General features: G+C 42.6%; 20 protein-coding genes. 8 read left to right on the forward strand and 12 right to left on the reverse strand.

The genetic code is table 11. The features are described 5' to 3' along the window. Positions 1 to 14: 14 nt before the first annotated feature. The 5 genes from nrdG to CAG57_RS06125 form a co-directional block, all read right to left on the reverse strand. Positions 15 to 482: an anaerobic ribonucleoside-triphosphate reductase-activating protein gene (nrdG, locus tag CAG57_RS06105; protein WP_099612403.1), complete on the reverse strand. Its 468-nt coding sequence runs from the start codon at positions 480 to 482 to the stop codon at positions 15 to 17. 4 nt (positions 483 to 486) lie between these two features. Further along, entirely contained in the window at positions 487 to 2,607 is a 2,121-nt protein-coding gene (nrdD, locus tag CAG57_RS06110) for an anaerobic ribonucleoside-triphosphate reductase (RefSeq protein ID WP_161428294.1), read from the reverse strand. A 497-nt stretch (positions 2,608 to 3,104) separates the two neighbouring features. After that, a complete protein-coding gene (locus tag CAG57_RS06115) occupies positions 3,105 to 3,539 on the reverse strand; it encodes a YeeE/YedE family protein (protein ID WP_161430674.1) in 435 nt (144 codons plus the stop codon). Between the two features lie 24 nt (positions 3,540 to 3,563). After that, a complete protein-coding gene (locus CAG57_RS06120) occupies positions 3,564 to 3,983 on the reverse strand; it encodes a YeeE/YedE family protein (protein ID WP_099612401.1) in 420 nt (139 codons plus the stop codon). A gap of 28 nt (positions 3,984 to 4,011) precedes the next feature. Next, positions 4,012 to 4,314 carry an ArsR/SmtB family transcription factor gene (locus tag CAG57_RS06125; protein ID WP_099612400.1) on the reverse strand — a complete coding sequence of 101 codons (303 nt, stop codon included), beginning with the start codon at positions 4,312 to 4,314 and terminating at the stop codon, positions 4,012 to 4,014. 158 nt (positions 4,315 to 4,472) lie between these two features. Between CAG57_RS06125 and CAG57_RS06130 the strand changes: the two genes are divergently transcribed. Together CAG57_RS06130 and CAG57_RS06135 are read left to right on the forward strand one after the other, a co-directional pair. Next, the gene (locus CAG57_RS06130; RefSeq protein ID WP_099612399.1) at positions 4,473 to 4,664 is read left to right on the forward strand and encodes a YgaP family membrane protein; all 192 of its coding nucleotides are present in this window, start codon (positions 4,473 to 4,475) and stop codon (positions 4,662 to 4,664) included. Between the two features lie 108 nt (positions 4,665 to 4,772). Then, positions 4,773 to 6,476, forward strand: coding sequence for an FAD-dependent oxidoreductase (locus CAG57_RS06135; RefSeq protein WP_161426944.1), 1,704 nt, complete (start codon positions 4,773 to 4,775; stop codon positions 6,474 to 6,476). A gap of 68 nt (positions 6,477 to 6,544) precedes the next feature. On the opposite strand, the gene CAG57_RS06140 is transcribed toward CAG57_RS06135, so the two are convergent. After that, a complete protein-coding gene (locus CAG57_RS06140) occupies positions 6,545 to 6,910 on the reverse strand; it encodes a hypothetical protein (RefSeq protein ID WP_161426943.1) in 366 nt (121 codons plus the stop codon). After that, positions 6,904 to 8,175, reverse strand: a complete 1,272-nt coding sequence (locus tag CAG57_RS06145) for a S1 family peptidase (protein WP_161426942.1) — start codon at positions 8,173 to 8,175, stop codon at positions 6,904 to 6,906. The genes CAG57_RS06140 and CAG57_RS06145 overlap by 7 nt, the downstream gene beginning before the upstream one ends. A gap of 211 nt (positions 8,176 to 8,386) precedes the next feature. Here CAG57_RS06145 and ahpC point away from each other — a divergent pair, with 211 nt between their 5' ends. The 4 genes from ahpC to glpD all read left to right on the forward strand — a co-directional run bounded on the left by ahpC (position 8,387) and on the right by glpD (position 13,232). Further along, entirely contained in the window at positions 8,387 to 8,944 is a 558-nt protein-coding gene (gene ahpC / locus CAG57_RS06150; protein WP_161426941.1) for an alkyl hydroperoxide reductase subunit C, read from the forward strand. A 181-nt stretch (positions 8,945 to 9,125) separates the two neighbouring features. Continuing rightward, entirely contained in the window at positions 9,126 to 10,694 is a 1,569-nt protein-coding gene (gene ahpF / locus CAG57_RS06155) for an alkyl hydroperoxide reductase subunit F (protein WP_161426940.1), read from the forward strand. Between the two features lie 264 nt (positions 10,695 to 10,958). Further along, entirely contained in the window at positions 10,959 to 11,396 is a 438-nt protein-coding gene (locus CAG57_RS06160; RefSeq protein WP_099612395.1) for a DUF3069 domain-containing protein, read from the forward strand. Between the two features lie 291 nt (positions 11,397 to 11,687). Further along, positions 11,688 to 13,232, forward strand: a complete 1,545-nt coding sequence (gene glpD, locus CAG57_RS06165) for a glycerol-3-phosphate dehydrogenase (protein WP_161430451.1) — start codon at positions 11,688 to 11,690, stop codon at positions 13,230 to 13,232. Between the two features lie 101 nt (positions 13,233 to 13,333). Here the strand turns inward: glpD and CAG57_RS06170 are convergent, their stop codons facing one another. From CAG57_RS06170 to CAG57_RS06180, 3 genes are all read right to left on the reverse strand, one after another. Further along, positions 13,334 to 14,377, reverse strand: a complete 1,044-nt coding sequence (locus CAG57_RS06170; protein WP_161427396.1) for an AbrB family transcriptional regulator — start codon at positions 14,375 to 14,377, stop codon at positions 13,334 to 13,336. A 60-nt stretch (positions 14,378 to 14,437) separates the two neighbouring features. Then, positions 14,438 to 14,788 (reverse strand): GlpM family protein, encoded by a 351-nt coding sequence (locus tag CAG57_RS06175; RefSeq protein ID WP_099612393.1) that lies wholly within the window; start codon positions 14,786 to 14,788, stop codon positions 14,438 to 14,440. 136 nt (positions 14,789 to 14,924) lie between these two features. After that, positions 14,925 to 15,335 (reverse strand): VOC family protein, encoded by a 411-nt coding sequence (locus tag CAG57_RS06180; protein ID WP_099612392.1) that lies wholly within the window; start codon positions 15,333 to 15,335, stop codon positions 14,925 to 14,927. Between the two features lie 273 nt (positions 15,336 to 15,608). Between CAG57_RS06180 and CAG57_RS06185 the strand changes: the two genes are divergently transcribed. Next, positions 15,609 to 16,337: a hypothetical protein gene (locus tag CAG57_RS06185; RefSeq protein WP_161427372.1), complete on the forward strand. Its 729-nt coding sequence runs from the start codon at positions 15,609 to 15,611 to the stop codon at positions 16,335 to 16,337. Continuing rightward, a complete protein-coding gene (locus CAG57_RS06190) occupies positions 16,258 to 16,926 on the forward strand; it encodes a hypothetical protein (RefSeq protein WP_161427371.1) in 669 nt (222 codons plus the stop codon). Before CAG57_RS06185 ends, CAG57_RS06190 begins: the two co-directional genes overlap by 80 nt. 14 nt (positions 16,927 to 16,940) lie before the next feature. Here the strand turns inward: CAG57_RS06190 and viaA are convergent, their stop codons facing one another. Together viaA and CAG57_RS06200 are read right to left on the reverse strand one after the other, a co-directional pair. After that, positions 16,941 to 18,383 carry an ATPase RavA stimulator ViaA gene (gene viaA / locus CAG57_RS06195; RefSeq protein WP_161427370.1) on the reverse strand — a complete coding sequence of 481 codons (1,443 nt, stop codon included), beginning with the start codon at positions 18,381 to 18,383 and terminating at the stop codon, positions 16,941 to 16,943. Positions 18,384 to 18,395: 12 nt separating this feature from the next. Beyond that, positions 18,396 to 20,045 carry an ATPase RavA domain-containing protein gene (locus tag CAG57_RS06200; protein ID WP_161427369.1) on the reverse strand — a complete coding sequence of 550 codons (1,650 nt, stop codon included), beginning with the start codon at positions 20,043 to 20,045 and terminating at the stop codon, positions 18,396 to 18,398. Positions 20,046 to 20,297 lie beyond the last annotated feature (252 nt).

Raw genomic sequence — 20,297 nt, forward strand, 5'->3', positions numbered from 1 at the left:
ATCGAAAGTGATTTTTACAACTTTAAGTAATGAATGATCTGATTACTGCTCCCTCGCCAGTCTAAACTCGGGTCAGCCAATGATTGCTCAAATTTACCATCGATCAAGACATCAAGGTAATCTAACACTTGCCGCTGCTTTTCATCTAGTTCGTGTAAACAATATCCGGTCCATAACCAAATATCTTTTCCAACACACTCTTTCTTTACTCGCTCAACCAAATGCAATACCGCTGCGACATTGTCTGGATGCAGTGGATCACCGCCGGAAAGAGAAAGCCCCCGCTTCGGTATCCGAGAATCATTAAGATCCGCAATAATTTGATCTTCCATTGCAGTGGTAAAAGGACGTCCAGAATCTAGTGGCCAAGTGCTTTTATTGTAGCACCCTCGACATTGATGGAGACAGCCGGAAACGAACAAAGTACAGCGCGTGCCCGGCCCATTAACCACATCAATTGGATAGTATTGATGATAATTCATAAAATCACAGATGTTTCACACGACGTTTAACTTCTTCTTGTTTGCCGAAGTTAAATGGACGGGCATCAGGACTACCTAAATAACCGCATACACGCCGAGTCACCGACACTTTGGAAGAATCGTGGTTGCCACATTTAGGACACACAAACCCTTTACTGGTGCATTCAAATTCTCCCGTAAATCCACATTCATAACATTCATCAATGGGCGTGTTCGTACCATAGTATGGCACTCGGGTATAACTGTAATCCCAAACGTTCTCTAATGCTTCAATGTTACGTTGCATATTGGGGAATTCACCATAGCAAATAAAACCACCACTCGAGAGGGAAGGATATGGCATCTCAAAATCAATTTTATCGTAAGGATTCACTTTCTTTTCAACGTCTAAATGAAAGCTATTGGTGTAATAGCCTTTATCGGTTACCCCATCAATGACACCAAATTCTTTAGTGTCAATACGACAAAAACGACTGCATAGGTTTTCGCTAGGGGTGCCATAAAGGCTAAAGGCATAACCCGTTTCTGCTTTCCATTGGTCAACTGCAGCACGAAGTTTTCCAATAATATTTAAGGCATGCTCACGTAGCTCTACGCTATCATAAACGTGTTGCTGTTGACCAAATAGCGCATTCACAGTTTCATGCACCCCGATATAGCCTAATGAAATCGAAGCTCGACCATGTTTAAATATTTGCGCGACAGAATCATCCGCTTTTAAACGGACACCACATGCCCCTTCCATATATAAGATAGGCGCAACACGTGCTTTCACATTCTCTAATCGATGGATACGTGTTTCTAACGCTCGACGTGCAAGCTTCAATTTTTTATCTAATAAGCGGTAAAAAGTATCAAGATCACCTTTCGCCTTGAGCGCAATACGCGGTAGGTTTAAGCTCACTACACCTAAATTATTACGACCTTCATGGACTAATTCGCCATTTTCCTCATATGGGTTTAAAAAACTACGGCAGCCCATTGGGGTTTTAAATGAGCCTGTGACTTCGACGACTTTGTCATAGTTAAGAATATCAGGGTACATACGTTTAGAGGCACACTCTAACGCTAACTGTTTAATGTCATAGTTAGGATCATCCGCTTTATGGTTTAGGCCATCTTTGATGGCAAAGACCAGCTTAGGAAAGACTGCCGTTTTACGATTTTTTCCAAGCCCTGCAATACGATTTTTTAAGATAGACTGCTGAATTAACCGAGCTTCCCAACTGGTTCCTAAACCAAAGCCAAAGGTGACAAATGGCGTTTGCCCATTCGCTGTATGTAGGGTATTGACTTCATACTCTAATGATTGGAATGCGTCGTAACATTCTTTTTCAGTACGAGCCATTGCGAAAGCCTGAGGCTCTGCAATCTCCCATTCTTGGGCGATGGCCAAATGTTTGTTATAGCTAGAAGTCACATAAGGAGAAAGAACTTCATCAATACGGTTAATGGTTGTGCCACCATAAATATGGCTAGCCACTTGCGCGATAATTTGGGCCGTTACTGCCGTTGCGGTAGAAATTGACTTCGGTGTATCAATTTCAGCATTACCCATTTTAAATCCATGGGTTAACATGCCATTTAAATCAATCAACATGCAGTTAAACATGGGAAAAAATGGTGCGTAATCCAGATCGTGATAATGGATATCCCCTTCTTCATGCGCTTGTACAATGTCACGTGGCAAAATACGTGTTTTGGCATAATGTTTTGCCACTATACCCGCTAGCAAATCACGTTGAGTTGGAATCACTTTACCGTCTTTATTGGCATTCTCATTGAGAAGATCGGCATTGCTTTCTTGAATTAATCCTTCAATTTCTTTAGTTAACGTACTCTGCTTCTCTCGAGCGATGTCACGATCATGGCGATATTCAATGTATGAACGAGCCAATGCTTTATACGGACCTTGCATGAGTTCGTTCTCTACCAGAGTTTGGATCTCAGCAATATGAACTTGTTCATACTCTTTGAGTTTAAGCTCGACTGCCAACGCAACATTCAATGCATAAATTGCGATTTCATTAGTGACCTGATCAGCTGCACTTTCCACAGCAGATTGAATACGATCTCGACTAAATGGGGCTTTTGATCCATCTCGTTTGATTACTATTGGTTTCACCATTTCTCCTTACCCAGCATATTCACAGAATTATCCACAAATACACCATATGGTTATTATATTGCACGTTGAGCACTATATGTTGTGCTGTATTTAACGAAAAGCCAGTGGGTTGCGTATTGATATAGATCAATAAAAAACGGACAATGAGTAAGAAGGAATCAATCTTATAGAATAAGATCTCAATCTACTATGAAAGTAAAAAATGAGGTTTTCATAAAAATTTATGTTGCTTTTTTTGTACTCCAATCAAGTAAAGGGCTGAGAGCAATGCAAGAAAAAAATAACCAAAATAATACCGTAATGGCACGAATTTTTATCCCCTAGCGAGTGATTATGGTTCCGAAAAGTTATTCACAATGACAAACAAAAAAAAGCCCCAATTAGGGCATGTTGATCTTTAGCGGTTAAATTGTATGCGAAACAAAAACGTATTCACCGCGGTGAAAGGTCAACAAGCCCTGAGGCAATAGATGAGGTGGGTGATAAAATACGATTTAATGATTTTGCATTTTCAGCCAAAAGTTCATCACACTTAATCCAACGATCATCGAAATAAAAAAGATCCAAACATCCGGATTACCCAACGCTAAACTCGATACAGCGGGCCCCGGACAAATGCCTGCGATTCCCCAGCCAATGCCAAACAGTGCCGCACCTAGAAGTAACTTGGCATCAATCGTCCGGTTTGTAGTTAAACAGAACTCTGAGGCATTCCATGGTTTTTGCTGGGGCTTGATCAGTAAAAAATAAGCTGGCAGAAACACCAACAGAGCACCGCCCATGACAAAGATCAAGCTTGGATCCCAAGTCCCTGCAATGTCTAAAAACCCAATCACTTTTGTTGGGTTAGCCATTCCTGATATGGCCATTCCCACGCCAAATAACACCCCAGAAACGAGAGAAGTCAGCTGAAAGAATATTTTTCTCATAAGGTTATCCTTACTTTTATTGCATTAAAGTAGGTGAAGACGAAGATAGACGGTAATACCGGCAACCAACATAAATATCCCCGTTGCAACGATAGAACGAATGGATAAACGCCCGATACCACAAATGCCATGGCCACTGGTACAACCGTTACCTAAACGTGTTCCTAATCCGACCAGTAATCCCGCACCAATTAACAGGCTAGTTTGAGTGCCATAAGTCATGGGAACATCGCTGGTGAATAGATTAACCCCGGCGACCCCACCAGCAATCATGCCTACCACAAATAATAATCGCCACATGAAATCTTGTGCTTTAGGAGAGAGAATGCCATTTAAAATGCCGCTAATTCCGGCTACTTTTCCATTAAGTAGTAGCATCAAGGTCGCTGAAATCCCCAATAATATGCCGCCAAGCAGCGACGCCCAAGGAATGGAAAATGTCATAATTGCCCCTTTGTTGGTTCACGCTAAACTAAGAACAAAATACCGCTTGTAAATGGTGGATAAATTGACTTAATCGACTATCGGTTAATGAATAAAAAACCTGCTGAGAAGATTTGCGAGCTTGAATCAATCCGTGTTTTCTTAATACTGCTAAATGTTGAGAAAATGCTGACTGACTCAATGATGAACTCTTCATCAATTGCGTCACACCAACTTCTCCTTGCGTTAATTGACAAACTACCATGAGTCGCTCTGGGTGAGCCATGATGCTTAACAATTCGGCGACCTCAACCGCTCGGGTGTGCATCTGATTGACATTTATTCCATCCATACCTTATCCCTCGCGTTGTCATTGAGTGTTAATCATACGTAAAGACAACTAAATTAGTCAAACCTTATTTAGAAATATCAAATTTAGATAAATTAAAATTAGACATGGCTAAAATAAGGTTTTATAGTAGAACCAATTTTGCAACGGAGGCTAAAACTATGACAATCGAAAATGGCATCAGAGTCATCGCAGGAAGTATGATTCTTCTCTCAGTACTATTAACCGTGTTTATCCATGCTAATTTTATATGGCTGACAGTGTTTATTGGTGCCAACTTGCTACAAAGCGCATTTACCGGTACCTGCCCTGGTGTATTTGTCCTAAAAAAAATAGGCATACTAGCTAAGTAAATTCGAGTCTATTGCCGTTGCCCAACCTATTGCTGAGTGGGTATAAAAAAGATTCATCCTTTGCCCTACCACTTAACCAGTGTAGGGCATGTATTTTTTGGAGTCGTTATGACAAAAATCGTTATTGTGGGCGGAGTTGCCGGTGGCGCTTCTGCCGCTGCCCGGGCTCGTCGTTTAAGTGAAGAGGCTCAAATTATTATGTTTGAGCGAGGCCCTTTTGTTTCATTTGCTAATTGTGGATTGCCTTATCATATCGGCGGTGACATTAAAGAACGTAGCAACTTACTCCTGCAAACCCCTGAAAGCTTTTTAGCCCGTTTTAATGTTGATGTACGGGTGATGAATGAAGTGTTGCGCATCAATCGTGATACCAAAACCGTCACAATCCGCAATCTCATTGATCACACGGAATATGAAGAAAGTTATGATTTTCTTCTACTGAGCCCCGGTGCTGGCCCTGTTATCCCCCCGATTTCAGGCTTAGACAATCCACTCACCTATTCACTGCGTAATATTCCGGATATGGATAACATCATGAAGGCGATTCAGATGAATCAACCTAGCCATGCAACGGTGGTAGGCGGTGGATTTATCGGATTAGAAATGATGGAAGCCTTTCATCAATTAGGCATCAAAACCACTTTGATCGAAATGGCCGATCAAGTGATGACCCCGGTCGATCGAGAAATGGCAGGTTTTGCTCATGCCGAAATCCGAGATAAAGGCATCGACCTACGTTTAGGGGTTGCACTTCAGTCGGTTGAGTTTGTGCCAACGACCTCAATTGCTAATGCTGATGCTGGTGAAACCGTCAGACAGCAGCACTTATGTGGTCAATTAATGCTAACACTTAATAACGGTGATACCTTATCGACTGAATTGCTGATCATGGCGATAGGCGTGCGTCCTGAAACTCAACTGGCGAAAGACGCTGGTTTACAAATTGGTGAGCTTGGTGGCATCTGGACCAATGAGTCAATGCAGACCAGTGATCCGTCTATCTATGCCGTGGGAGACGCCATCGAAGAGAAAGATTTTGTCACAGGAAAACCAACACTAGTGCCACTGGCAGGCCCAGCGAACCGTCAAGGTCGAATGGCTGCCGACAACATGCTTGGCCGCAATGAAACTTACCAAGGTACACAGGGTACCGCAATTTGTAAGATTTTCGACTTGGCGGTAGCTTCAACCGGTAAAAATGAGAAGCAACTTAAACGTGAAGGCATTGAATACGAAAAAGTTTATGTGCATACCGCAAGTCATGCCAGTTACTACCCAGGGGCAGAAATTGTCTCATTTAAAATGTTGTTTGATCCGAATAACGGTAAAATTTTCGGCGCACAAGCAGTCGGTAAAGACGGTATTGATAAACGGATTGACGTGATGGCGGTTGCGCAACGTGCCGGTATGACCGTTGAACAACTGCAGCACTTAGAGTTGACTTATGCACCACCGTACGGCAGCGCAAAAGATGTCATTAACCAAGCCGCATTTGTTGCCACCAACCTGATGAAAGGTGACGCTAAAGCGATTCATTTTGAGCAACTTGACACCCTAACCGACGATCAGATTCTGTTAGATGTCCGCAACCCGGATGAACGGCAAAATGGTTGTTATCTCAAAGGCGACATCAATATTCCGGTCGATCAATTACGTCAGCGGCTGCATGAGTTACCGAAAGACAAAGAGATCATTATCTACTGCCAAGTTGGGTTACGCGGTAACGTCGCCTATCGCCAGTTGGTGAACCACGGCTTTAAAGCACGTAACTTGATCGGTGGGTATCGCACTTACTATTTTGCTCATGCCTAGCACACATTTAGTTCTCAGCCAGTGGATTACCACTGGCTTTTGCTGATTGAAAACAGACCCTAGTACAATTACCCTTTGAGATCTGCCTGCCCTTGGGCATTGGTCACCGAAAGCGTTTTCCCTTGGAGTGCTTTAGGTAAAGCAAGCGTGAACGATTCCCACATTGGCATCCGACGACACATATCTTGTTTAACGCGCATCACCGATACGGTTGCTGCTTGTTGCTGGATTGAGTCTATCTGTAACGCAAAATGATCCGCCTGGCTGCATCCATTCCCCAGCGCTTCAAAAACGATATAGTGTGAGTTTATTTGATAGCTCAATAGAGGGACTTTATCCCCTGCTACAGTGGTATTGGTTACAGCAGTCTCTGCGCCACTACAAGCACTCAACATAAAGGCCAATACGATGCTGAATACGACTCTTATCACCATTTCACTCCTTGACGAAAACGGAACCAACCGAGTAAGCCTAACCCCAATAAAGACCAACTGATACTGCCACCTGAGCTAGAAGTAGTAACCTCTTTATTTTCTTGGTCACGCTCAAACATCAAGGCAAACGATAATTTTTCATTATTTTCTCGGTTAGTCGTAACGGTTAGCTGTTGAACTTCACGGGCATCAGTCGATCGAGGAAACAGTTTTTTTGAGGTTGAGGTGAGATGAATGCTACAGCTAGTAGAAGGCTCTAAAGTCTCACCAAGACAAGTATTGGTTGTTATGGTGAGCTTGGAATCAGGCTCAAGTTCTATGTCAAGAATAGATAATGCCGTATCAGAGGTATTCTCTATGACAAGCTCTTCTTCTACGCTTGGTTGAGTGACTTTACGATAAGTATATTGGGAATAACTGATACCCAATTCTTTTATCTTGGCGATCCAATCTTGAAAATAAGCAACATTAGCATAAACCCCATAGGCGTTTGGCTGAGCGCAGCCATTCCCCCAACTAACGATACCAACTTGCTGCACGTTATCACCTTCTTTAACCACTAAAGGCCCGCCACTATCGCCTTGGCAAGAATCGTATCCCCCCTCTGGAAAGCCAGCACAAATGGCATCGTTACCAATCTTGGCATAGGCACCATTAAGATTTTGACAGGTTGTTCTCGGCACATAAGGCACATCGACTTGTCTCAGCACTGATGGATAGTGGGGGGGGTGATTACGATCGGCCACAGTATTTCCCCAGCCCATGACTGTTAGAAGTTGCCCTTCCGACAGATCTCCTTCAGTTGTTTTCAGCGCTACGGCGTCAGCATTAGGTTTCGACCTTAACTCAATCAAAGCAATATCATTGCTGTAATCACTAGCAGCTGCATACTTTTCATTCACATAAACTGCTTTAATCTCAGCACGTTCGCCTTCATTTTCATCTTCGCTAGCCGTTTTAAGCAAATTATGCACGCCAATATGCACATGAAAATCGTTAACGTTGATTCTCTCGACACAGTGGGCTGCGGTCAATACCCACCCACCACCCAGGTAACTCGCCCCACAAAACTGTCCTTTATAAGTATTAATTGCATTATTTTTGACTAATGCAGTCATAAAAGGCCAAGCGTTTACGTCTGACTCTTCTCCTTCGATGATTCTAGGCATCCATTGATCCAACGACCATTGCTGATTGTGAGTATTTGCACTGATCTGTGATGCAAATACACTAGCCAATACACCAACCCATATACTTTTATACATTTTGTTTACCAAACCAATTTTATCTTAAACTATTAATAGCTTGATTTAGTCAATCAATCAATGTCGAGCGCAACAACATCGCTTAAAAATAGGTTTTGCCTATCAAAAGAATAGATATAAGCAATTTTCCTTTATCAACTCAAAGTGGGAATATACTTACCGAACGCAAGACATTGCGAAATCAAAAACTTACAAGAAAGGAAAGTAAAGAATGATTAACACTCATATCAAACCATTTAGCGCAACAGCATATAAAAACGGTGAATTCGTAGAGATCACAGAACAAGATGTTCTTGGCAAATGGGCCGTGTTCTTCTTCTACCCAGCAGACTTTACGTTTGTCTGCCCAACTGAGCTTGGTGACCTTGCAGACCATTACGAAGAACTACAAAAACGTGGCGTAGAAGTGCTCTCTGTCTCAACAGACACCCACTTCACTCACAAAGCATGGCACGACAGCTCTGACACGATTGGCAAAATCAACTACTACATGGTCGGTGATCAAACGGGCAACATCACTAACAACTTTGGCGTGATGCGTGAAGGTCAAGGCCTAGCAGACCGTGCGACCTTCCTTATTGACCCACAAGGGGTGATTCAAGCGATGGAAATTACCGCTGAAGGGATTGGTCGTGATGCAGAAGATCTGATGCGTAAAATTAAAGCGGCGCAATACGTTGCGGCACACCCAGGTGAAGTATGCCCAGCAAAATGGAAAGAAGGTGAAGCCACGCTTGCTCCTTCGCTAGACCTAGTCGGTAAAATCTAACCTTTACCGCTAATTAAGAGCAAGCCGGGTGTTTTACTTTGACGACCTAAATGCCCGGTTTGCTCTCCCTTTTCGTTCAATCTCTAACATAGATAAAAACTTAACAGCGACTAAAGGGCATTTCGCATTTATCCAGAGTAGCCATTCTCTTTATCACATTATTCGACAGGATTAGATAACCATGCTAGACCAAGCGATCAAGCAACAATTACAACAATATCTCAGTAATCTGAAAGAAGAAGTCCGTTTAGTGGTTAGTCTCGATGAAAGCAAAGCTTCACAAGACATTCTTTCACTCGCGAATGAAATTGCAGACCTCAGTGCTTTAGTATCCGTAATCCAAGATGATCAAGCCAGTGCACGTAAACCCGTGATGACGGTGACTAACCCAACCAAACAGACTCAACTACGCTTTGCTGGCGTACCTATGGGCCATGAATTTACCTCTTTAGTTTTGGCTCTGCTCCACTCCGGTGGGCATCCCATGAAACTTGAACCTGCGGTTATTGAACAAATTGCACAATTGGATAAAAAGCTGGATGTGGAAATCTTTATTTCTCTATCTTGCCAAAACTGTCCGGATGTGGTGCAAGCCTTCAACATGATGGCAGCGATCAATCCTAATATTCGTGCCACTATGATTGACGGTGCTCTATTTCAAGATGAAGTCAAACAGCGCGACATCATGGCAGTACCGAGTGTCTTTATTAATGGCGAATTATTTGGTCAAGGCAGAATGAGCCTTACTGAAATTCTCCATAAACTCGATGATGGGGCCGCTCAAAAAGCCGCAGCAAGCTTAAATGACAAAGCCCCCTACGATGTACTGGTTGTCGGTGGTGGCCCTGCGGGAGCGGCAGCAGCAATTTACGCGGCGCGTAAAGGCATTCGTACCGGAATTGTCGCCCAACGCCTTGGCGGTCAAGTGATGGACACCATGTCGATTGAAAATTTTATTTCCGTTAAACATACCGAAGGCCCCAAATTGGCGGCAGATTTAGGCGAACACCTCAAAGAGTATGGCGTGGATATTATTACTGAGCAGCAAGCCAATAAACTGATGGGCGCTGATTTTACCAACGATGGTAATATTCACCTCAGCCTTGAAAGCGGCGCTCAGTTAAAAAGTAAAAGTGTGATTTTAAGTCCGGGAGCTCGCTGGCGTGAAATGAACGTACCGGGTGAACAAGAATACCGCAATAAAGGGGTTGCCTACTGCCCTCACTGTGATGGCCCTTTATTTAAAGGGAAAAAGACAGCCGTGATCGGTGGCGGAAACTCAGGGATTGAAGCGGCGATTGATCTGGCAGGAATTGTCGAACATGTCACCGTACTAGAGTTTGCTGATACGCTACGGGCAGATCAAGTATTGATCAATAAAGCCAACTCAACACCGAATATCGAAATCATCACGATGGCACAAACCACAGAAGTGATTGGCGATGGAAAACGAGTTACTGGGCTGAAGTATAAAGACCGTAACACCGATGAAATCAAGCAGCTCGAACTCTCAGGCATTTTTGTTCAAATTGGACTGGTTCCTAATACTGAGTGGTTAAAAGATTCAGACGTTGAGCTTTCTGATCGTGGTGAAATCGAAATTAGTAGCCGTGGTGAAACCAGTATGCCGGGTGTCTTTGCTGCTGGTGATGCGACAACGGTTCCTTATAAACAAATCATTATAGCGATGGGCGAAGGGGCCAAAGCTAGCCTTGGCGCGTTTGACTACCTTATCCGTCAACAGAACTAACCTTATCTAAAGACGATGACTCTTGCGATGCGGCGGACTCCTTTTCTAGGCCGCTATCGTAGGAGTCTTTTTTTCATGAATTCAATCGCGCTCTGGCTTTTGGTCTGATTTTTAGTAGAAAAGCTCAGCATCAACCTTTATCCACTGCTAGCCATGCTGATGATACGCACAAAATCGCCGCGCTTAGCGCTTTATTGATACGTTTAGGTTGACATTTCAGCGTAACTTTTTAGCATGAGGTTTTTCCTTGATGAGAAATTTTTCATGTCAGAAACGACTCAAACTGAAGCACCGACCATTACTTTAGATACTATTTCACCTGAACTACGCCAAGTGATCGAGTTTGATCAAGTGCCAGAGCAGATGTACAGCATGGTGACTTCCATCCATGAGGTCTCAGAGGAAGTCGTTCGAGAGGCTTGGAATAGCCTGCCTGCTAGTGCACAAAATATCCTGGATAATTTTGAACAGTTCCATGCACTTATTTCTGTTAGTCAGGCTTTTGCTGGTATTGAGGTAATGGAAGAATTTCCAACGCTAAACTTACCTCAAGAGATGACGGAGCAAGATAAAGAAGAATATCGTGCTCAATTGCTTGATCAAGTGTTGCATAGCTGTGTTAAAGATATGGTTAAGCAAGTTAAAAAAGCTCGTCGCGATCCGATTTTAAAACGCGACTTTAAAGACGTTTTTCAAAAATAAATAACGGCTAAACAAATCCTAATATAGAAGCTCGCGATAAGCGGGCTTTTTTATTGCGCCTGCTTTTTTCCTACGACAACCTGTCTATCCTTTTTGGCACTGATTTATCCTTTATCGTCACTTCAGCCAATCATGATGGTTTTCGATCCCACTTCATGTTTGCCATAAGATAGAAACTACAGCAAAACATGATCAAGATCAAAAATAAACGAGTGAAAACTGCCATTTTTTACTGTTTAATGCTTTCATACGAACATAAACAAACAAAAAAGAATCAAAAAGGCCATCGATATGGAAAAAAAACAGAGCTTAACGCAATTTAACGAACATGAAGTGTTAGATATCATTGTGGTTGGTGGTGGTATTAATGGCGCTGGCATTGCCGCAGATGCGGCAGGGAGAGGATTAAAAATTGGGCTATATGAAGCACAAGATTTTGCCAGTGCCACCTCATCAGCTAGTTCTAAATTAATCCATGGCGGCTTGCGCTACCTTGAGCATTACGAGTTTCGTCTCGTCAGTGAAGCACTTGCTGAACGCGAAGTGCTGCTTAAAAAAGCCCCTCACCTCGTGACGCCTATGCGCTTTCGTCTTCCTCACCGCCCTTTTCTTCGTCCTGCATGGATGATTCGTATTGGGCTATTTTTATACGATCACTTGGGTAAACGAACCTCTTTGCCTGCCAGTCAAAAAGTGCCACTCAAAGCAGGAACCGTTACTAAACCAGAAATGAAGGTCGGTTTTGAATATTCAGACTGCTGGGTGGATGATGCACGACTAGTCATTCTCAATGCGATGCAAGCCAAAGAGCTTGGCTCTGAAGTCATGAATTACTGCCGGGTTGAGAAAGCCGTGCGAGAGGGATCGCTCTGGAATGTGACTTTATTTGATGAACGCACGCAAAGTCACTTTGTGCGTAAAAGTCGCGCATTGGTGAATGCAACAGGCCCATGGGTAAAACAATTTTTAGACAGTAATATTCAAATTCGCTCACCTTATGGCATCCGATTAATCAAAGGTTCACACATCATCGTTCCTAAAATTCACGATGAACCGCAAGCGTATATTCTGCAAAATGAAGACAAACGTATTGTTTTTGTTATTCCTTATCTGGATCAATATTCAATGATAGGCACTACTGACGTTGAATATAAAGGCAACCCTAGAGAGGTCGAGATTTCAAGCGAAGAACGTCAATATTTAATCAATGTCGTTAATCAACATTTTATGCGTGAAATCAGTATTGATGACATTATTTCCGAATTTAGTGGGGTTCGACCACTGTGTGATGACGAATCAGACTCACCACAGGCTATCACTCGCGACTATACTCTCTCGCTTGATCAACAAGGAGAAGAAGCCCCCTTACTTTCCATTTTCGGAGGCAAACTCACCACCTATCGTAAGTTGGCAGAAGCAGCCATGAAACAGCTCTCTGCATTCCTACCACAAATGAAGTCAAGCTGGACAGATCAATCCGCCTTACCGGGTGGCGAAAATTACCAACTCAAGGCTTTGTTGACTCAATTCAAGCAACAAGTTCCATTTGTCAGTGATCAAACTTTAACACGCTGGCTGAAACAATATGGTTCACGTACTCAAGCGCTACTGCATGATGTCAAAACGATCGATGACTTAGGCATAGCCTTTAGTGAGACGCTTTTTCAACGAGAAATTGATTATTTGATTGAGAACGAATATGCCTATCGAGCGGAAGATATTTTTTGGCGACGGAGCAAATTAGGCATTGACCATGATGCAGACTGTATCGCACAAGTCGCTCACTATTTGGAACCCGTTGCTGAAGCGTCACATCAAACGCTCGCCGTTAGTTGATCGGCTGGTGTGTTTGTTGGTTCAAAAGCGCTCGGGAATCCATCAGATCATAAAATATGGATTCCCAATCGAGAGCGGTTCGATTTAACCTGCCACCCCTGTTAATGTTTATTACGCAACTGTTCTAACTGCTGTTTAAATAATGCAGGCATGGTATACAGCAACAATAATCGAATCGCGTGATTAACCATCACAAACGCAGGCTCTAATCCTAGTAAAAGGGCCACCGCGGTCATCGCTTCAACACTTCCGGGCACCCAAGAGAGCAGCAAAACTAACCAGCTCATTCCCAACCAGTGTGCGGCTAAAAAAGAAACACCAACCGCAACCGTTAATCCGATAAGCGTCACCATCATGCCGGCTTTTGAGTAACAAAAGGCTTCTCGTAACGTCGTTTCCGCTAAGCGTATGCCAATCAATACTCCCAGTAGCGCGGTGGCAAATAACACCAGAGAAACGGGAACCAATAATGCATCGTCAGGCATCACGCTATTCACGCTTGCTGTAATTAATAGCGAGGCAATCATATAAGGAGCTGGAATACCAAATTTAATCGAGAGTTTCCCACATAACATACTGATAGCGACCAATATCAATAATATCGTCCAGTGCTGAATCGTCATAGTGATACTATTAATTGCCGTTTCCGTCGCACTAGTGGAGATAACCCCTGCCATCAAGATCAAAATGATCAAACGAACCGAATGCGCATATACTACTTTGGATGACGGTTTACTGCCCGATTCACTGATCACCAATATGGCTGCCATTGCACCAGGCACCGCCCCCAATAGCGACTCAAAGGGATGCCACCCTTCACGTTTATAGAGCCAATAAAAACCGCCACTGGTTTGTAACATCAGGCAAATAATTAAACCAATCACCATCGGGAAACTTAAGGTTTGGGCCAGTTCCCCTATCGAAATAGTGGCTCCAACGCTGATCCCTAATACCACTTGAATAAACATCAACAAAGTTTTAGGCAACGTTAAGCTAATATTGGCTTTTTTTCGCAGAAGAACAACCAAAATTGCGGCGATAAACAGTTCGGCTAATGGCAGTGAGAAACACACGCCAATCGACATCGAAAGCAAAGCTATCATGGTAATTTTTAATAGATTAGACAAAGAATTTCTCTTGAACACAAAGAAGCCTCACTCGGCTTTAAAAGCCATACAGACAGCAATACACGTTAACAGCAAAGCTTATGCCACACTCGGATGAAAACGACTCCAGCTCACCAAAAGTAGACCCGCAAAAGCAATCCACACCAAAGTAGCAAAACTGAGAGTCCACAGGAGATTAAATTGATAACTGAAGTAATAAACGGCCAATAAATAAGCGGCATAAGGAATCAATGAATACAACCCAAAGAGCACGGTTATTCTTAGCTCTTCCATGGTACGTTCAGTACCAACAATGTAGTGAGCGATGAGGGCAAAAGTAGGAAAAAGAGGAACCAAGCCAGAAATAAAAAAACTTTTACTTTTCGAAAGCAGAGCTATCAGCAAAACAGCCAATGCACCGAGCAAACATTTGAAAAAAAGAGCCAGCATAACCATCCTTATCTTTTGCGACACTCACCGCATTTGACTATAACGCTATGTAACCAAATGTAAAGTAAGAGTTATCACTCTATGATAAACACCGATTTAACGTGAAAATAGGCCGCCATGGATCGCCGGTATTTCGTTACTCCGGATTCAACGGTTTGAGTTCAATCACATTACCTTCAGGGTCTTCAATGTAAATAGAGCGGCCAAATCCTTGTGCACCATAACGTTTGGCAAAGCCTGAATGTGGGATCTGGTGGTGATCGAGATAGTGAATAAGCGCAGCTTCAGCAAGCGGTGAAATCTGTAAACAAAGATGATCGACATTACGCCCATCTTGCTGTGGTGGTTTTCCTCCCTCCTGACCGAGCTCACTATTGACGGTCACTAAGTCAATCAAAGCACTACCGGCTCGAAGTTGTGTCAATCCAAGTTCTTCAGGTAAGACGCGTTCAATCTGACAGCCTAATACTGTGCAATAAAAATCCAGCATCTTTTCCAATTTTGTTGTTCGTAAAACTACGTGATCCAATCCATGTATTGTTAGCATGGTACTTCTCCTTATTATCATGGTACTTGCAATGCAGCATGACCAGAGTTTGGCATGACTAGAGTTTGTTGACCTTTCGAACAACACAACCTACCTCAACGCTAAATTTGCAAAGCTCTGCTGAGTTTTATTTTATCAAGTCAGCTTAGCATCAAACAATCACGGCTTTCTGTTCGCCTTATTCGATTTAATTGTGGCTAACTCTACAACTCCCTTCTTCAGTGGCATACAATAGCGATTAATTTGATATTATCCTAATCGGAGCCAAGATAAGTGAGCGCAAAATATACCCATCTAGCCTGGCAACTCAATTGTGCAAATCCAGCAGAAAAACTGGCTTTACTGATGCTCGCAGATAGTACCGATGATATGGGATACGTAACGGTGAACTTAGAGCATATGGGCCCGTTGTGCTGTATGTCTACTTTTGGATTAGCCGAATGCTTACGGGCATTATGTGAGCAAAAAAAACTAGAGAAAATCGATGTTGAATATCGCCAAGGTATGGAACTGCATATTTTTAAAATGCGGATTGATCAAAAAGATACCGAGGTAGCCCTGACTACTCCTGCACCTGCACCTACACCTCAGGAAAGCTTTCCTAATGTACCGAAGCAAGCGTTACATTACCGTAATAACGCCTCTAATCTGATGCAAGGTAATGCGATTGCGACACATGATTTAGATGAAAATGAAATTCCAATGTGGGCTGAACGAGCTTTCAAATTTTCTGGGATTAGCAATGATCATATTCTGGTTTGGAAAAAGTTCGTTTTATGGCATAAATCAAAAGCGAGTGAGTTATTAACCATCTCTCGCCTAGAAAACAAACTTCAGTATTGGCTGACGAACGAGAAACTCAATGAAAGACAGCAAGCGAAAACCTCTGAACATTCAGGAAATCGAGAGCAAACTGCGGGAAATGGGTATAAACCGAAGCTTAGCCCATCTGAGCGCTTCCGACAGCAGCTTATCCAAAGAGGAAAAAAACCCACCTTCTGAACCAACCACCCCACAAGTGGTTGGAGATGAAGAACCATCTGACTGGTGTCTGCATGTCTTTGGTTCTTTTCTAAGCGTTTATGAAACGCAGTGGGAATACCAGTACGGCAGCCAGCCTACCGGCAAGTTTATCGATTTTGCCGAATCAATCGATGCCAATAGCCTGAACCGAGTGCTAAAGCATTGCCATGAACGGATTCAATTGGGTAATAGCTGGCCGCCACAAATGGGCGAGCTATGGGTGCTACGCGATGCTTTAACCGCAGAAGAGCTGTTAGACAGCCGCATTCGTGTCCTTTCGCGTGAGCCTGAAAATCAAATTGAAAAGTGGTTAGTGCAAAATAAATTGTATGATTTAAAACGGGTGGCGGAAAATAAACTGGATCAACTGTTTAAAAAATATTATTTAGAGGCGAAACGGTTGGAAGAAAAGGGCAAGCTCATTACTGAGTTGCCTGATAACTTGCTGCCCGCCCACTCGATAAAAAATGTCAATGATATCAAACGAGAAGAGTACGAACTACAGCACGGAAAACAACTTAACCCACGCATACAAGCCATTTTAAATAGCAAAAAAACACCCCTTTAGGCGCAGCGCTGCGCCTACCATTTTTTAATGAAACGGCCGAACACATTCGGGTGATAATGCCAACAGTGGTCAAACATACTCATGACTTCTGGGTTGCCATAACGTGACAATGTCACCGCATGAAAGCGATTCTTGCTCGCTTTTAAGGCTTGGACTTGCTGTAAAATCGTTTCATTCTGTTTTGGTGCAATAAAGTCGGAAAGAATGATCAGGTCAGCGTTGTTATAACGTGCTTCATTCATTTGCTCAATCGATTTTGCTATAGCCAAATCTAAATCGGTTCCACCATGGAAGGTATAGCTGAGAAAATCACTCGCTTCTCTGAGCCCATCTTGACGAGTCAGCTCATAGACGATCGATTGCGTTGAAAATAACACCACATAGCAATCACGCTCTTCAGCGAGCGCAATTTGTATCAAGGCATAAGCCAGCGCTTTGGCACATTGTTCAGGAAAACCTTTCATCGAACCTGAAGCGTCAACACAAATAATAAATGGCCCTTTTTCTATCTCCGTAGGTGCATGCGCAGCAGATTGAGCATGAACTTTACGTAATGTTCGTTGCTTCCCTTGCATGCGATAATTCATTAATCGCTTATCAATCAAATGTTTATAGAAAACAACCTCCAGCTCTGGATAAGCCAAAAATAAAGTTTCATTTGGAAGAAGTCGATTTAAATCATCGCTAGGATGAATTCCGACAATATCATCCGTCGCTTGATCAGACTTTTCTTCGCTCATCGTCGCTTCCTCTTCTTGAGTAGAATTAAAGTCAGGATCATCAATTTGACTGGCCATTCTGCCAAGTTGCTGGGCAATGTTTTGTAATTCTTGATGTTTTTTAAGGAATTCCGCATGACGTTTAATGATCGATAAATCCATGCGACTCAATTTGGCTGAAGCCATATCCCATAAGCGACCAACATTACCTTCACCGCCCTGATCGGTTATCTGTTGCATGTTACGTAACGTTTCAATCCGCTGATAGAGTTCAAGGTACTCCTTTTCTTTACTGCTTTCGATCTCAATCAACTGCGCTTGTTTTATGTCGTGGCATAACGCTTTATACCAACAATCACAAAAGAAATGCGCAAACATTGGGTTATTAAACGTTTTTTTATCATCAACTAACTGACGTGCTTTGGTATAAAAAGAGGAGTGCCACTCCAATTGTTGCAATAAATCCGGTAGCTGTTTCATAAAAGCGCGCTCGCTTAGCTGAACCGTTTGCTGATAAAGCGCGATTTCGGTTTGAAAATGCTCTTGCTCTCCCACTCGAGTAATACGATGTTTTACACGGTTATGCCATCTGGCCAAATGGTTTTTGACTGAGGAACGAAGCACCTCATTTTCGACCATGATAAGTTGTGAACGAGCGAGTAGATCGTTCACCGCTGTTTCGATGATACCCGATTCAGCAATGGCTAAAACGATGTTGACACTATCTGGCCCAAGCATTATTTATCCTAATCATGCAAAATACTCTGGTAAGGATTTGATACGTTGAACACGCTTGGTACACTCTTGCTGTGCGGATTCTAACTGTTGCTGTATATGGTGTAAGCTTGCTTCCATCGCGGTGGGCAATTCAGGATCGATAAAACTATGGGGAAGTGAGCCATGAAAATCAGAACGAACTTTCAATAAATGGTGCTCTGCCTGTTTCAATTGACTCAAGGATTGTTCCGTTTTTTCTAACCAGTCTTGATACATTCCTTGTTCTAAGCCCTTTTGACTGGCAAGGGCTAATCGTATCGAACGGTTGGCAATATCCTTCACCACCAAGTGATTATTTGCATCGCGTTCAAAGCATAAACGACATAAATTAGGGTTGTGATTGACGTAGCCATAAATATCGCCTTGTCCTTCTTTGATCAAGCGCTCCATATCTGCCTGTGTGACATATACCCAACGGCTATCTCCTTTTTCCCCTTCAGCAACAGACATATTACTTTGCAATAAGACCAATTTAATCAAATTTTTTGCCTGTCCAATTTGGTACGTTTTCGCTTGGCTAAAATCATACTGATAAATCTGTTTTTTTCTTAATCCATTTGAAGTTTCCAGCGATAACGTAATCGATAAATCAGCTTCGATTTCTTCTTGAACCGTGGCAATTGTAATTCGACAAGTATCACATTGCAGCTCTACTTGAGATTGATCAAAAGCTTCTCGCAGCGCAAATTCACGAATGATACGATACACCAACTCTCTTGATTCGGGACTATTCCATAGGCAATCTTGCAGTAATAACAAGTCCAGCGGGCTAATGTGGTCACGACCATTAAAAAATGCACTGGCTTTAAGTAGCTTTACTGCTTTTTTCCAGCGCCGATCTGACACATACACGTCTTCAATTGGCAAGCCGCTCTCTGCCGCTGCTTGTTCTAACATACTTTTCAATTGGTACAGTTTTTCAAAGACATCATTGGTTAACGTTAATTTATTTAATTGAGACTGCCATTGATGATATTCGGCATCGGTTATTGCTAAGCCTGCAGGTATTTGGGCTTCTTGTTCCGTTCCTACTGTCAGCATCGATTTAAAGTTTTGTTTATTCTGGATTCGATTGACAAAAATACGCACTAAAATCCGGTCATACAATGCGTCTAACCCACTCTCTTCATCTGGGAGTTCATTCGATGCAGAAATCAACACCCGCATAGGGACTCGTTCAATATCACTCCCATTTTTAAACGTTTTTTCATTAACCACTGTAAGGAGCGTATTTAAAATCGCAGGGCCTGCTTTCCAAATTTCATCGAGAAAAACCACTTGAGCAGTTGGTAGATACCCCTCTGTCAAACGCACATAGCGTCCGTTATCTTTCAGTTCTTGAATACTCAAAGGGCCAAACACTTCTTCTGGCGTTGAGAAACGAGTCATCAGGTATTCAAAATAGCTACTATTATCAAACGCTTGAATCAATCTTTTGGCAATTAAACTTTTGGCAATTCCGGGGGGGCCAAGCAAAAAGACACTTTCGCCGGTCAACGCCGCTAGCAAACAAAGTTTAATAGTACTTTCTCGTTCATAGACGCCATCTGAAAGGGCTTGAGTTAATTTATTGATTCGCTCTGCCAGTAATGCTTTTTGAGCATAAGAAGGAGAATTGATCATGAATGGCTCCGCTGAGGGGAAAATGAGTGGTTATCAATCAGTTTATACATTGGTTATAATTTTGTTACATGAACTAATTCATTTCAACGTATTTTTATAGCAGATCTCTTTCAATTGAACGCGAGTGCAATCAATGTTTTCACTAATCCATTTCATCGAATACACCATTACGACCATATTGTTGATGATAGATTGTCCCCCCATATGCTTTGCCTCTCATTTAAATATCCCTCATTTGTTAAAGTAAACCAC

Origin of the sequence: Vibrio sp. V30_P3S12P165 (genome assembly GCF_009904905.1) — a bacterium.
GTDB lineage: Bacteria > Pseudomonadota > Gammaproteobacteria > Enterobacterales > Vibrionaceae > Vibrio > Vibrio fujianensis.

Coding starts and splice junctions, on each gene's coding strand:
- nrdG (WP_099612403.1), bottom strand. CDS start 482: ATGAATTATCATCAATACTATCCAATTGATGTGGTTAATGGGCCGGGC.
- CAG57_RS06115 (WP_161430674.1), bottom strand. CDS start 3,539: ATGAGAAAAATATTCTTTCAGCTGACTTCTCTCGTTTCTGGGGTGTTA.
- CAG57_RS06120 (WP_099612401.1), bottom strand. CDS start 3,983: ATGACATTTTCCATTCCTTGGGCGTCGCTGCTTGGCGGCATATTATTG.
- CAG57_RS06125 (WP_099612400.1), bottom strand. CDS start 4,314: ATGGATGGAATAAATGTCAATCAGATGCACACCCGAGCGGTTGAGGTC.
- CAG57_RS06130 (WP_099612399.1), top strand. CDS start 4,473: ATGACAATCGAAAATGGCATCAGAGTCATCGCAGGAAGTATGATTCTT.
- CAG57_RS06135 (WP_161426944.1), top strand. CDS start 4,773: ATGACAAAAATCGTTATTGTGGGCGGAGTTGCCGGTGGCGCTTCTGCC.
- CAG57_RS06140 (WP_161426943.1), bottom strand. CDS start 6,910: ATGGTGATAAGAGTCGTATTCAGCATCGTATTGGCCTTTATGTTGAGT.
- CAG57_RS06145 (WP_161426942.1), bottom strand. CDS start 8,175: ATGTATAAAAGTATATGGGTTGGTGTATTGGCTAGTGTATTTGCATCA.
- ahpC (WP_161426941.1), top strand. CDS start 8,387: ATGATTAACACTCATATCAAACCATTTAGCGCAACAGCATATAAAAAC.
- ahpF (WP_161426940.1), top strand. CDS start 9,126: ATGCTAGACCAAGCGATCAAGCAACAATTACAACAATATCTCAGTAAT.
- CAG57_RS06160 (WP_099612395.1), top strand. CDS start 10,959: ATGTCAGAAACGACTCAAACTGAAGCACCGACCATTACTTTAGATACT.
- glpD (WP_161430451.1), top strand. CDS start 11,688: ATGGAAAAAAAACAGAGCTTAACGCAATTTAACGAACATGAAGTGTTA.
- CAG57_RS06175 (WP_099612393.1), bottom strand. CDS start 14,788: ATGCTGGCTCTTTTTTTCAAATGTTTGCTCGGTGCATTGGCTGTTTTG.
- CAG57_RS06180 (WP_099612392.1), bottom strand. CDS start 15,335: ATGCTAACAATACATGGATTGGATCACGTAGTTTTACGAACAACAAAA.
- CAG57_RS06190 (WP_161427371.1), top strand. CDS start 16,258: ATGGGTATAAACCGAAGCTTAGCCCATCTGAGCGCTTCCGACAGCAGC.
- viaA (WP_161427370.1), bottom strand. CDS start 18,383: ATGCTTGGGCCAGATAGTGTCAACATCGTTTTAGCCATTGCTGAATCG.
- CAG57_RS06200 (WP_161427369.1), bottom strand. CDS start 20,045: ATGATCAATTCTCCTTCTTATGCTCAAAAAGCATTACTGGCAGAGCGA.